12 protein-coding genes are annotated in these 13,210 nt (G+C 68.1%); 6 read left to right on the plus strand and 6 right to left on the minus strand.

Features of this window, described 5'->3' with window-relative positions; translation table 11 throughout:
• The first annotated feature begins 191 nt into the window (after positions 1–191).
• Positions 192–1,958: a serine/threonine-protein kinase gene (locus tag NA11_RS22870; protein ID WP_069164018.1), complete on the plus strand. Its 1,767-nt coding sequence runs from the start codon at positions 192–194 to the stop codon at positions 1,956–1,958.
• Positions 1,959–1,961: 3 nt separating this feature from the next.
• A complete protein-coding gene (locus NA11_RS22875) occupies positions 1,962–3,755 on the plus strand; it encodes a serine/threonine-protein kinase (RefSeq protein WP_069164019.1) in 1,794 nt (597 codons plus the stop codon).
• Positions 3,756–3,763: 8 nt separating this feature from the next.
• Here NA11_RS22875 and NA11_RS22880 read toward each other — a convergent pair whose 3' ends face one another.
• Positions 3,764–4,597 carry a GNAT family N-acetyltransferase gene (locus NA11_RS22880; RefSeq protein WP_069164020.1) on the minus strand — a complete coding sequence of 278 codons (834 nt, stop codon included), beginning with the start codon at positions 4,595–4,597 and terminating at the stop codon, positions 3,764–3,766.
• Positions 4,598–4,633: 36 nt separating this feature from the next.
• A complete protein-coding gene (locus NA11_RS44030; protein WP_084654973.1) occupies positions 4,634–4,924 on the minus strand; it encodes a hypothetical protein in 291 nt (96 codons plus the stop codon).
• Positions 4,925–5,214: 290 nt separating this feature from the next.
• Here NA11_RS44030 and NA11_RS22890 point away from each other — a divergent pair, with 290 nt between their 5' ends.
• Positions 5,215–5,694 (plus strand): hypothetical protein, encoded by a 480-nt coding sequence (locus NA11_RS22890; RefSeq protein WP_069164021.1) that lies wholly within the window; start codon positions 5,215–5,217, stop codon positions 5,692–5,694.
• A gap of 44 nt (positions 5,695–5,738) precedes the next feature.
• Here NA11_RS22890 and NA11_RS22895 read toward each other — a convergent pair whose 3' ends face one another.
• The gene (locus tag NA11_RS22895; protein WP_069164022.1) at positions 5,739–6,863 is read right to left on the minus strand and encodes an acyl-CoA dehydrogenase family protein; all 1,125 of its coding nucleotides are present in this window, start codon (positions 6,861–6,863) and stop codon (positions 5,739–5,741) included.
• Positions 6,864–6,872: 9 nt separating this feature from the next.
• Positions 6,873–8,045 carry an acyl-CoA dehydrogenase family protein gene (locus NA11_RS22900; RefSeq protein WP_069164023.1) on the minus strand — a complete coding sequence of 391 codons (1,173 nt, stop codon included), beginning with the start codon at positions 8,043–8,045 and terminating at the stop codon, positions 6,873–6,875.
• Positions 8,046–8,261: 216 nt separating this feature from the next.
• On the opposite strand from NA11_RS22900, the gene NA11_RS45770 reads away from it, so the two are divergent.
• On the plus strand, positions 8,262–9,146 hold the full coding sequence (locus NA11_RS45770; protein WP_245746086.1) for a hypothetical protein: 885 nt from the start codon (positions 8,262–8,264) through the stop codon (positions 9,144–9,146).
• A 48-nt stretch (positions 9,147–9,194) separates the two neighbouring features.
• Here the strand turns inward: NA11_RS45770 and NA11_RS22910 are convergent, their stop codons facing one another.
• On the minus strand, positions 9,195–10,343 hold the full coding sequence (locus NA11_RS22910; RefSeq protein ID WP_069164025.1) for an epoxide hydrolase family protein: 1,149 nt from the start codon (positions 10,341–10,343) through the stop codon (positions 9,195–9,197).
• Positions 10,344–10,439: 96 nt separating this feature from the next.
• Here NA11_RS22910 and NA11_RS22915 point away from each other — a divergent pair, with 96 nt between their 5' ends.
• Complete coding sequence (locus NA11_RS22915; protein WP_069164026.1) at positions 10,440–11,408, plus strand: helix-turn-helix transcriptional regulator; 969 nt, start codon at positions 10,440–10,442, stop codon at positions 11,406–11,408.
• A gap of 28 nt (positions 11,409–11,436) precedes the next feature.
• Here the strand turns inward: NA11_RS22915 and NA11_RS22920 are convergent, their stop codons facing one another.
• Positions 11,437–12,360: an SMP-30/gluconolactonase/LRE family protein gene (locus tag NA11_RS22920; protein ID WP_141717777.1), complete on the minus strand. Its 924-nt coding sequence runs from the start codon at positions 12,358–12,360 to the stop codon at positions 11,437–11,439.
• A gap of 70 nt (positions 12,361–12,430) precedes the next feature.
• Here NA11_RS22920 and NA11_RS22925 point away from each other — a divergent pair, with 70 nt between their 5' ends.
• Positions 12,431–13,195, plus strand: a complete 765-nt coding sequence (locus tag NA11_RS22925) for an alpha/beta hydrolase (RefSeq protein WP_245746082.1) — start codon at positions 12,431–12,433, stop codon at positions 13,193–13,195.
• Positions 13,196–13,210 lie beyond the last annotated feature (15 nt).

Consider the following 13,210-nt stretch of genomic DNA (forward strand, 5'->3'; position numbering starts at 1 on the left):
AGCCTTCGACAATAGCGTTTCGCTATCGAATGTTGCTGTGGTTACCCTGCTTTCGCCCGCGACCGATCCGCTGGTGAGTACTGCTATGGTTTCGATGTTTTCCGTGGTCCGGCCCGTGCCCGATCACGCGTTCTTATGCTGTGCGCCTGTTCGTCGGTGGGTCCCGGCGCGCGGCGGGAAGTGGAGCAGACATGCTGGCCAGCGGTGATGTTTTCGCCGGCTATGTCATCGAGCGGCAACTGGGTCGCGGTGGCATGGGTTCGGTCTACCTGGCGAAACATCCTCGGCTGCCGCGGTTGACCGCGCTCAAACTGCTGAACCGGGAGATGTTCTTCGACAAGGAGGTGCGGGCGCGGTTCGAACGGGAGGCGGATCTGGTCGCTCAGCTCGATCACCCGAACATCGTCACGGTCTACGACCGCGGGCTCGAGGAAGAACAGCTGTGGATCTCGATGCAATACATCGACGGGATCGACGCCGCCTCGGTGCAACCGCAGACGCTGCCGCCCGAGCGGGCGGTGCAGATCATCAAGGAAACCGCGGACGCACTCGACTACGCGCACGGCATCGGCGTGCTGCATCGCGACGTGAAGCCCGCGAACATCCTGCTGGCCAGGTCGGGCAGCGGCCGCGGCGAGCGGGTGTATCTCTCCGACTTCGGCATCGCCCGCTTCCGCGACGACACCGGCCACCTCACCCAGACCGGCACCTTCACCGCCACGCTGGCGTACGCGTCGCCCGAACAGCTGACCGGCTCGGCGCTCGACCATCGGTCGGACCAGTATTCGCTGGCGTGCTCGCTGTTCTGGTTGTTCACCGGCACCGGCCCGTTCTCGGCGACCAACCCGGCCGCGGTGATCCAGGGGCATTTGCAAGGCGCGCCGCCCGCACTGAGCAGCCGCCGTCCCGGCCTGCCCTACGCGCTGGACAGCGTGCTGGCCAGGGCAATGGCGAAGCGTCCTGACGACCGCTACCCCACCTGCGCGGAGTTCGCCGCCGCCGCCAAGCACGCGCTCACCACGCCGAGTGCCCCCGCGCTGCCGGTGGTCGGCGGGCCACGTCCGTTCACCGCGCCGCCGACGCCGGTGACCGGACCGCGACCGACCACGGGACCACGACCGACAACCGGGCCGCCGAACCACGTCATGGGCACACCACCGCCCGCGCCCTACGGTCAGCCGACGAGCGGCCCGAATCACCTTGCCGGACCGCAATACTCGACGCCACCGCCGGCCACCCTGGTGGCGCAGCCCGGCGGCTATCAGCCGACCGCGCCGTACCAAGGCCCGCAGTCCGGACCTCACTTCACGCCACCGCCGCCACCCAGGCAGCACGCGGGCGGGCCCGGACGGCCGCCGAAGAAGTCCAATGTCGGCCTCATCATCGCCATCTGCTTCGCGGGCGTGATCCTGATCCTGGTGACGCTCGGCCTGATCGGCGCGCTCACCGACTCGACAACGACGACCGATGGCCCGACGACCAGCGTGTCCGCGCCGGGCACCACCGTGCCTGCGACCGCGGACTCGATCAGCGCCGAATTCCCGCGCATGGTGCCCGCCAGCAAATCCGAGGAGGTCGGCTACAACGGCGCCAAGTGCTGGGAGACCGGAACGAGCTACGTGCCCGACCCGAGCGCAGGCGACCCGGACTTCGGCAAATGGGCCTGGCAGTGGCGCTGTTACGGCGGTGGCGAGAGCTCGGATCCGTTCTACCGCATCTACGTCTACCAGTCCGCCGCCGACGCGCAGGCGGTGGTGAACAAGCTGCCGAACAACACCAAGTCGATGGACACCAACGGCGGAAAGTCCTACACCAACTACAAATTCGAGTCCAGTGGGGCCAAGATCGTCACCCTGTTCACCGGCGACCCCGACCGCGCCCAGTACGTGATGTACACCAGCGATGCAGGCTCCCTCGACCCGACCTTGCGCTGGTGGCGCTCGGCGCCGCTGAACTAGCGCATGCTGATCACCGGAGAGATCTTCGCCGGGTACACCATCGAACGCCTGCTCGGCAGGGGCGGCATGGGATCGGTGTACCTGGCCAGGCATCCGCGGCTGCCTCGGCTGACCGCGATGAAACTGCTGAACCCGGAATTGTTCGGCGACAAAGAAGTTCGCACCCGCTTCGAGCGGGAGGCGGACCTGGTTGCCCGGCTGGACCACCCGAACATCGTGACGGTGTTCGACCGCGGCGTCGAAGACGAGCGGCTCTGGATCTCGATGCAGTACATCGACGGCACCGACGCCACCGCCGTGGACGCGACGACCTCACCGCCGTCGCGTGCCGTGCGGATCATCGCCGAGACCGCCAAGGCGCTCGATTTCGCGCACCGCAACGGCGTGCTGCATCGCGATGTGAAGCCGGCCAATATCTTGCTGGAAGGTAGCGGGGGCCCCGATCAGCGGGTGTTTCTCACCGATTTCGGCATCGCCCGCTTCCGGGACGACACCGGACGGCTCACCCAGACCGGCACGTTCACCGCCACGCTGGCCTACGCGTCACCGGAGCAGCTGTCGGGCGCGGTGCTCGATCACCGGTCGGATCAATACTCGTTGGCCTGCACGCTGTTTCGACTGCTGACCGGCACCGTGCCGTTCGACGCGACCAACCCGGTCGCGGTGATCCAGGCACACATGATGATGCCACCGCCACCGGTCAGCAGGCTGCGCCCCGGCCTGCCTACGGCGCTGGACGCGGTGTTGGCCAAGGCGATGGCGAAGCGGGCCGACGAGCGGTTCGGTTCCTGCGTCGAATTCGCCGACGCCGCCGTGCGCGCGCTGACCGCGCCGCCGCAGTCGGTGCCCGCGCAGTTCGCGCCTGCCCGGTTCACACCGCCGCCGATGCCACAGCAGTCGTCGATCTCGCTGCCGCCGTCGATGCCGCTGCAGTCGTCCATGCCGCAACAGTCGTCCATGCCGCAACAGTCGTCCATGCCGCAACAGTCGTCCATGCCGCAACAGTCGTCCATGCCGCAGCACCAGCGGGGCGCCGAATACGCCTCGCCCGAAACACCTCTCGACTACCGGCGCCGCGAGCCGGTTCGGCGCTCGCGCCGCCGGTCCTCGGTCGGTGCGGCCGTCGGCGTCGTCCTTGCCGTCGGTCTCGTCGGAACGATCGCCGCGTTCTCGCTGGCCAAAAGCCCGGCACCCGGCTCGACCCACCCCTCGAGCACAACCCGTGCGCAGAACACCACCACGGCGAACACCACCGCGGCGACCAGCGTCGCCGCGACCACAGCGCCCGCTACCTCGGCGCCACCGACCACCGCCGATCGCGCCGTCGTCGGCGCGAACGCCGCGAAACTCAGCAGCGAGTTCCCCGGCATGCTGCCCAAAACCACTGCGCAGCAGCTGGTCCACTCCGGCACGGGATACAACAAGGCAGGCTGCTTCGCCTATCAGCCGAGCGACGCCATCGCCGAACCCGACGATCCCACCTTCGGCACCTGGGTGGTCATGTGGCGGTGCTTCGGCGGCCCGAACAAGGCCGCCTGGGCCTTCTACCTCTACGCCGCCCCCGCCGACGCGCAGTCCGCGCTCGACGGGCTGCCTGCCAACGACCGGAGCACGGCGACCAACCACGGACACGAATACACCAACTACACACTGCGCGACAGCAATCGGCTGCGCCCGCGGATGGTCACCGCGTTCACGGCGGACCCGCAGCGGGCGTCGATCCTGATGTACAGCGCCGGTTTCATCGCCACCGACGCCGAGTTCATGCAGTGGTGGACGGACGCACCGCTGAATTGAGCCGCGCCCTAATCGAAGGCGTGGTGCACGAATTCGTGGGTCGGGTGGAACCCGATGGCCTGGTAGATCTTGCTGGAGGTGGGGTTGGCCATGTCGGCGAACAGGCAGACGTTCAGGTCGTCCGCGCGCAACAGCTGCGCGAGATGCGCGGTGACCGCGCTGGCGTAGCCGCGCCCACGCTCTTCCGGCGGGGTGTACACGAGGCTGATGCGGGACCAGCCGTGCACCGGAATCTGATTGGACGCCATGCTGATCGGGCGCCCGTCGCGTTCCCAGAACCACAGGAAGCCCGCCGCGACCCGGTTGCGGATGACCGCGTCGTCTTGCGTGCGCGGCGAGATTCCCGTCTCGACGCGCATCGCGCCCGCCCATTCGACGCACCGCGCGGCGTCGGATTCTGTTGCCCGGCGCAGACTTCCCGGCACATCGGGAACGCGCAACGCGCCGAGCCGGTAGAGCCGGGTGGTGTAGGACTCGTGGAAGCCGACGCCGTGCAGTGCGCTCCAGCGCTCGGCGAAGGCGGTGGCGTCGGCGATGATGCCTTCCACCCCACCGTTTTCCGGGATCACCTCGGCCAGCGCGTCGGCCACCGCGACCGCGCCGCCGTCGGGGAGTTCGCCGAGATAGATGTCCCGGCCGTCGACCCGCATCGCGGCGCCGACCACGGACGCGTCGTCGGCGTGTAAGGAGAGGAAGTGCGGTGTCGCGACCGGGCCGTGCATGCCGGCCACATGACTGGCGATGCTCGTGGTCATCACGGTGTGCCGCAACGGATCACGAAGCAGGAACTGCTCGGTGCGCGAGCGGTACTCGGCCGCGTCCGTGGTGATCTCGATCCTCATAGATCATCACGGTAGGCGTCGAATGCGTGACGCGCCCTAATCGGTTTCGTTGCCGCCGCCGTCGCGCCTGCGCAGCTTGAGCAGGATCAACCCTGCGGTGCACGCGAGAATCAGGCCGGCGACCGTGATTTCGACGTGCAGGCCTGCGATGCCGAGGACCGCCCCGACGATGCCGCCGAGGAAAATAAGCCAGGCCAGTGTCCGCGAAATGATCGTGGACAGCGTGCGCGCTGACCGATTCGACACGAGATGCTGCGAAGTAGCCGACACCGCATTTTTCGCGGCCGCGGACGACTCCTGCTGCGACGTTGTCGAGTAAGCTCCCATCATCAACTCCTCGATGACGCCGATCAGAGAACCAATGCCGCGTTCATCAGACAACGCTTCTCTCATCTGGGTACAGGCGTCTCACGCGTAACTTTGCTCACACGCTACGACTACGTCGGGCCGCATGACAGCGACACGTGCCCGCGACACGCCGAAGTGACCAATTCGATATCTGAATTGCGAGTGTTTTATATACGTCCATTATGCGCATCACAGGCGACCGCTTCGCCTGGCTCGGTCGACCGTGCTCGAGTAAGGTGATGCGCACTCGAACGAGGAGAGTGTCACCGATGGAGAATCCCCGGACCAAGATCGCCGGTCCAGCGATTGCCGCAGGAGCGGTCTCTCTCGGACTCGTCCTCATCGGCGCCTGCGGCATCGGCAGGAACGACACCCACGTCGACCCCCCACCGCTGCAGTCGGACCCGTACATCGCGCCCGCCGCCGCCCGCGAGGGCGTGTCGACGACCGCGCCGACGGTGCTGATCCCGCCGTCACCGACCTGGCAGATCGCCCCCTACCAGGCACCGCACGCGACCCCGTTCACCGGCTTCGCCACCACCACGTCGGGGGAACCGACACCGAGTGCCGAGCCGACCGCGCCTGCCCCGCACGAGGATCCGACGCCGAGCGACCCCGAAACGACGACCAGGCCGACGCGGCCCGCCACCACGCCACGCCCGACCACGCCGCGGACCACGACCGAACCGAGCACGTCGGAACCGGACGTGACGACGCGCCCGGCGCCGCCGTCCGGCGAACACGACTGACCCGAGCCCGCGGTGGTGCGTGAATCACGCACCACCGCAGCGGTTCACAGCTCCGGCAGCTCGTACTCGCCGACCCGGGCGCTGAGCACCCGCAGGTGTGCCATACCGCCACCGAGCGTGCGCTCGATCGCGGTCAACCTGGCCACGTAGTGGCCGACCGGATATTCCGCGGTGACACCGATGCCGCCGTGCATCTGGATGGCCTCCTGACCGATGTGCCGCGCCGAGCGGCTGATCTGGAGCCGTGCCCGTGACCCGACGACCGGGTCGTCGACACCGTCGGCCAGTGCCGCGGTGGCGTACAGGCTGATGCTGCGCGCCAGTTCCAGCGAAACGTACATGTTCGCCGCGCGCTGGGTGAGCGTCTGGAACTTCGACAGGGTGACCCCGAACTGCTTGCGCTGCTTGAGATAGTCGGTCGTCAACCGCAACGCTTCTTCCATCGCGCCGACGGATTCCGCGCACAGGCTCGCCTGCGCCAGCGCCTGCACCGCGCGAATCGCGTCGGCTGCGTCGGCGCCACCGAGCAGTTCGCCATGGGCCTTGTCGAATTCGAGCTGGGCTCCGCGCTGCCCGTCCACCGTGCGGTAGGACTTGCGCAGCACGCCCTCGGCATTCGGGTCGACCAGGAACAGCCCGGTCGCACCGCCGGGCAGCTCCGCGCTGACCACCAGCTGGTCGGCGCAGTCGCCGTGTGCCACCGGATTCTTGGTGCCGCTCAGCAGGTACGAATCCCCCTGCGGGACAGCCGTGGTGGCCAGTTCGGTGGCAGGCCAGCGCACGCCGGGCTCGGCATGCGCGAAGGCGAGCAATGTGGTGCCCGCCGCGACCTGGGGCAGCACCCGCGCGCGCTGTTCGGCGGTGCCTGCCTGTGCGATCAAGCCGCCAGGCACCAGGACCGCGTCCAGGATCGGCTCCGGCGCCAACCTGCGCCCGACCTCCTCCAGCACGACCATGGTTTCCACCGGACCGGCGCCGACACCGCCGTCCTCCTCGGTGAAACTCAGCCCGAGCACGCCGAGTTCGGCGAGCTGCTGCCATACCTCGCGACTCCAGCCGAGCTCGGAATCGGTGACCTTGAGCCTGGTTTCGGCGTCGTAGTTGCGCGCGAGCAGGTCACGGACCGTGTCGCGCAGCATTTCCTGTTCATCGGTGAGATCGAAATCCATGGCGGCGCCTCACAATCCGAGGATCGTGGAGGCGATGATGGTGCGCTGCACCTCGCTGGAGCCTCCGTAGATGGTTGTCTTGCGGTAGTTCAGGTAGCCGGGTCCGCTGCGCTGCGCCCAACCGGGCGAGGCGATCTCGTCGGCGCCGACCGGCAGCGCGTCCTGGCCCGCGATATCGAGCAGCAGTTCGGTGGTGGCCTGCTGCAGCTCCGAGCCGCGCAGCTTCAGCACCGACGATGCCGGATTCGGCTTGCCGTCCGAGGAATTGGAGACCACGCGCAGCTGGGTGAGCTCGAGCGCGAGCAGTTCGTTCTCCAGCTCGGCGACCCGCGCCGCGAACAACGGATCCTCGAGCAGCGTTCCGGTGCCGGACTTCGTCTGCGCCGCATACTCCTTCGCGATGCCGATCTTCACCTTGGTGCGGCCGACGCCGGTGATGCCGGTGCGCTCGTTGCCGAGCAGGAACTTGGCGTAGGTCCAGCCCATGTTCTCCTGGCCGACCAGCTGATCGGCGGGCACCCTGACGTTCTCGAAGAACACCTCGTTCACCTCGTAGCCGCCGTCGATCAGCTTGATCGGGCGGATGGTGACACCGGGCGACTTCACGTCGAACAGCAGGAACGAGATGCCTGCCTGCTTCTTCGGCGCGTTCGGATCGGTGCGGACCAGGCAGAAGATCCAGTCCGCATACTGCGCGAGCGTGGTCCAGATCTTCTGGCCGTTGACGATGTAGGAATCGCCGTCGCGCACCGCGGTGGTGCGCAGCGAGGCGAGGTCGGAGCCTGCGTCCGGCTCGGAAAAGCCTTGGCACCACCAGATGTCCAGCGCGGCCGTGGCGGGCAGGAAGCGCTGCTTGAGCTCGTCGGAGCCGAAGTGCGCGATCACCGGGCCGACCATCTGCGCGTTGAAGGTGAGCGGCTCCGGCACCGAGGCGAGCTGCATCTCGTCCTGCCAGAGATGGCGCTGCATCGGAGTCCAGTCCTTGCCACCCCACTCGACCGGCCAGTTCGGCACCGCGAGGCCGTGCTCGTTGAGGATCTTGTGGGTACGGACGATCTCGTCGCGGGACAGCTCGTTGCCGTACTTGAAGCGCTCACGAATGTCGGCGGGAATCTCGGTCCGATAGAACTTTCGCAGTTCGTCGCGGAAGGCGACCTCGTCGGGGGACAGGCTTATTTTCATACGCAGCTCCGTCTGTGTCTCGTACGTCCGCCGTCCAAACTACCCTCCGGTAATCTCCCACTGTCGACTGGATCACACCGGTAGGACACGCGTAGCCTGGTCACCTCGAGGTGAACAGCCCAGCTACCCGGGCGGTATTTCTGGCGAACTGGTACGTTGCTGCACGTGGGTTGGGGACCCCAGAGGCTCGGGGATCGAGGAGTACGAGTGAACGGCATGACCATCGCACGCGCCGCAGCGGCCATGACAGCGCTCGGCATCGGCGCCGCACTGACCGTTGGCGGTTCCGCCGCCGCCGATCCCGCGCCATCGCCGATCGACGCCGCGCTCACCCATCTCACCGCGACCGCAGGCCCCGACCCGGTCGCACAGACCGGCGTCGCCGCGCTCACGCAGTACACCAAGCTCGCCGATGTCTCCGCGCTGCGCGACGTCACCAGCGCCTTCACCCCCTTCGCGTATGCGGCACCGACTTTCGGCTGCGGCAGCCTCGGCCCGATCACCACGATCATCGCGGCCGCGAGCACCGACACCGTCGACAACGGCCAGGACCTCAACGTCGCGCCGGGCACCCTGCGGTTCAGCGCAACGCCCGCGCACCCCGGCACGCCGCTGGCCTCCGGCCTCGCCGTGGCCTGGCTGAACATCAACAACGGCGCGAGCGGGATCGACCAGCTCGACGACATCACCGAGTACGGGCTGCCCTCACTGTCGAAGACGGTGCACAGCGGGCCGGGCACGGTGATCGCCTCGATGTGGGGCATCATCGACTACCCGTTCGCGCACTGTGTGATGACACCGACCGTCGGCACCTTCATGGTGCCGGACCAGCCCGCAACGCCCCAGGTCAAGCCGTTGAACACGGACAGGCCCGGCGTGGTCACGCCTGGACCCAACGGGACCATCACCGGTCCGCTGCCGGAATCCGCACCGGCCACCTCGACGCAGCCAGCCCCGGCTCCCGCACCCGCCCCGGCCCCTGCTCGCGCGCCGGAGCCGGCCCAGGCCCCCGCCCCGGCCCCAGCTCCGGCGGCACCGACCACTCCCACCGCTCCCGCGGGCGCCGCGGTGCACGGCGAGTTCACCAAGCCGAGTAGCTGATACCGCGGCACCGCCACGAAGGACGGTGCCGCACAGCCTCGTTCCGGATCAGTGGAGCTTGGCGAAGAAGGCGCGGATATCCGCGACGTGCATCTGCGGCTTCTCCATCGCCACGAAGTGATTGCCGGTGTTGCCCTCCGGCCAGTGCGCGATCGTGTTGTCGCGCTCGGCAAGTCGCAGCATCAGCGCGGAGCCACCACCATAGACACCGGTCGGCACCTGCTTCTGTCCCTTCGGCCACCCGAACCGCCCGTCCGCGCCGAGACCGTTGTACATCGGCCAGGACGAGGACCCCGCCGTGTTGGTGAACCAGTAGAGGCTGACATTGGTCAGCAGATCGTCGCGGTCCATGACATCCTCGGCCCGTTCGGCGAGGTAGGTGAACTCGTCGAACTTGTGCATCAGCCAACCGAGCAGGCCGACCGGGGAATCGGTCCACGCATGCGCGAAGGTCTGCGGCGCGACGCGCAGCAGCGCGTGATGGTCGACGCCGGTCATCCACTGCTGCATCAGATCCCATTCGGCACGTTCGTCGGCGGACATCGTCGGCACATCCGCCTCGGTCGGTATGCCGATGCCGCCATCGAGGTGTACGCCGATCACCCGGTCCGGCGCCGCGATCGCCAGCTCGGGCGCGACATACGCGCCGAGATCACCACCCTGGGCGCCGAACCGCTCGTACCCGAGCCGATCCATGAGGACCAGGAACATGTCGGCCACCCGGCCAGGCGTCATCCCCGGCTCCGTCGGCCCGTCCGAAAACGCGAAACCGGGCACCGAGGGAACCACGACGTGGAACGCCTGCGCCGGATCGAGCCCGTGCGAGCGCGGGTCGCTGAGCAGGCCGATCGTCTTGGTGAACTCGACGAAGGTGTTCGGCCAGCCGTGGACCAGGATCAGCGGAGTCGCGTCCGGCTCGGGCGAACGCACGTGCAGGAAGTGCACGTCGAGGCCGTCGATCTCGGTGATGAACTGCGGGAACTCGTTCAACGCCGCCTCCTGGGCACGCCAGTCGAATCCGGTCCGCCAGTACTCGGCCAGCTCGGTGAGATAGGCGACCGAAACGCCGCGCTCCGAGCCCGTGCCCGGCAGCTGCGCCGACCAACGGGTGCGGGCCAGACGGTCGTGCAGATCGTCGAGGTCGGCCTGCGGGATGTCGATTCGGAACGGGCGAATCTCGGTGCGGTCGAGGGTCATCGGGGTCTCCTTGGCTAACCGGTTTGCTGAACTGAAGACCACGGTAGGAGCCATATAGGACTACCTATGTCCTAGTTATCTGGAATTCTGAAGTTCATGAACGATACTTCGGCGCGGCTGCTCCGACTGCTCTCACTGCTGCAGACACCGCGCGAGTGGCCGGGCAGTGAATTGGCCGACCGCCTCGGCGTCACCGATCGCACCGTGCGCCGCGATATCGACCGGCTGCGCGAACTCGGCTATCCGGTCGAGGCGACGATGGGCGCTGCGGGCGGCTACCGCCTGGTGGCCGGTTCGGCGCTGCCGCCGCTGCTGGTCGAGGACGACGAGGCGGTCGCGATCGCGGTGGGCCTGCGGGCCGCGGCGGGTTACGCCGTCGCAGGCATCGAGGACGCGTCGGTGCGCGCACTCACCAAGCTGGAGCAGGTCCTGCCCGCCAAGCTGCGCCGCCGAGTGCGGGTGCTCGGCACCGCGCTCGCGCTGCCGAGCGAGACCGGACCGACCGCAGACCCGGAAGTGCTCACCACGCTCGCCGCGGCCGTAACCAATAGGGAGCGAGTACGTTTCGCTTACCGGGACGGCGCGGGAACGCAGACCCGCAGGCATGCGGAACCGATCGGCCTCGCGCCGGCCCGGCACCGCTGGTACCTCGTCGGCTACGACCTGGATCGCAACGACTGGCGGATGTTTCGCGTCGACCGCATCGAAAACCCGCAGCCCACCGCGGCCAGGATCACCCCGCGCGAGCTACCCGCCGCAGACGCCGCGGCCTATGTCGCCGGGCATCGAACCGACTGGGGTACGCCGACTTTCCGGCTATCGGTGACCATTCACGCGCCCGCGGGACAGGTCGCGGCCCGGTTCGGCGGCGAGCCGAACGAACTCCGTGCGATCGACGACCACACCTGCCGACTCGATGCGCTCCGCGACGATGCACCGGAATGGTTGGCGCACCGGCTGATCGCCCTCGGCGTCGACTTCGAGGTGCACGAACCCGCCGCGCTGATCGATCAATTGCGCTCGGCGTCAGCACGAATCGAGCGTGCCGTCGCCGGACACCGCTGACGCGGTGCGGTCGAGCGCTCCGGAAACGCTACGGCGCGAGCTGAATGCGCAGTACCGCCCCGCTTTCAGTGCCCGCCAGTAGCTGATCGGGCCGTCCAGGCACCGCGACCACCGAGGTCATCGGCTCGCCACTCAGCACGGCACAGCTCGCGCCGGTGGCCGGATCGACGCGCACGAGCTGACCGAAAACCGTAGTCACATACAGAATTCCGTCCGCATCGACGAGGAGATCGTCGGTGAAATCCGGAATACCGGCCAGCGGCGACGACAGGTCGGCGACCGCGGAACTGCTGCCCGGCGCATCGATCGGGATCCGCAGGACCCGGCCGAGCGGACCACCGTTGGACGTCACATAGAGCATCCGGCCGCGGACGACGACGCCGTTCGCACTCGTCTTCGGCGCCTGCGCGGTCCACGCGTCGTCGATGCTGCCGTCCGGGCGGACCCGGATCACACCGGACAACGACGCACCGAGATAGAGGTAGCCGTCCGCGTCGAACGCGGCGCCGTTGGGCATGGTGGCGACGCCGGAGACGAAGACCTCGGGCTTCGGGTCCGCGGCCGCCGGATCGAAACGCACCACCCCGCCGGGCCGGACCAGGCTGGTCGGCGTGTCCCCGTAGACGACATAGAGCAACCCGTCCGGCCCACTGCGCACCGCACCGGGGAATTCCACCGGCACGGTCGCGGTCAGTGCACCGGAGCGGTCATAGCGTTGCACCACACCGCGGTAGGTGCGGGAGACCCAGAGATTGCCCGCGACGTCATAGCCGACGTTCTCCGACCAGTCGTACATCGGCACTGCGGCGGGCACCGCGGTCGCGGACGACGCAGACCCGCACCCGGCGATCGAACCGGCACTCGGGTCCGCGACGGCGGCCGGTGCGGTGCACGCCAGCGCGACCAACAGCGCGGGCCAGAGCAGGGCGCCTGACCGGGGAATTCTTCTCAACGGGCACCTCTGTCACTCGGCGCGGACACAGCAATCGGCTGGCATTCTAGCCCCGTTAGCCGAGGAAATCATGAAGTCCACTGAGCAGCAGGATCTTTGGCAGTATCTGGGCATGCCATATTTCGACGGCGCGCGCGGCCGGATGCACTATCGGCGGTGGCCGATCGAAAACACCGTGGCCACAGTCCTGTTACTGCCCGGTATGGGCCAGCACAGCGGCCACTATCACCGATTCGCGCGCACGCTGAAGGCCGCCGATATCGAGATGTGGGCGCTCGATACTTCGGGACACGGGCTCAGCGAGGGCGATTCGGGTAAACCGGGCACCCTGTCGGAGCTGGTCGCCGACGCGTTGATGATGGTCGAGCTCGTGCGCGCGACCGCACCGCAACCACCGTTGCTGATGATGGGGCATTCGCTCGGGGCCGTCACCACGCTCGGCATGTTCGGCGCCGCGGTGCCGGACCCGGCCGAGGCCACGGCCGACTCGACCGTGGAACGCGCCCTCCCGCTGCGCCCCGCCCTCGCCGCGGACACGGTGGCAGGCATCGTCCTGTCCGGCGTGCCGAAGCGGGCACTCGGCGGCGGCGCCCGTGGCGCGGCGGGAACACCACTGCCGCCGAGCCTTCCGGTGCTCGCGGTGCACGGTGTCGAGGACCGCAGGGCACCCATTGATGCGATAAGGGTATGGACTCGGCGCCATGAGTCGGTAGATTTGCACGAGTACATCGACGCCGGACACGATCTGCTGCACGAGCCAGTACACGCACAGGTCGCCGCCGACATCGTGGACTGGATGCAGGGCGTGGTCGTGGGGTTGGCGCGACGCCCGTGAACTGAGCGCCTTCGG

The organism is Nocardia altamirensis NBRC 108246 (genome assembly GCF_001612685.1).
In the GTDB taxonomy this organism is placed as follows: domain Bacteria; phylum Actinomycetota; class Actinomycetes; order Mycobacteriales; family Mycobacteriaceae; genus Nocardia; species Nocardia altamirensis.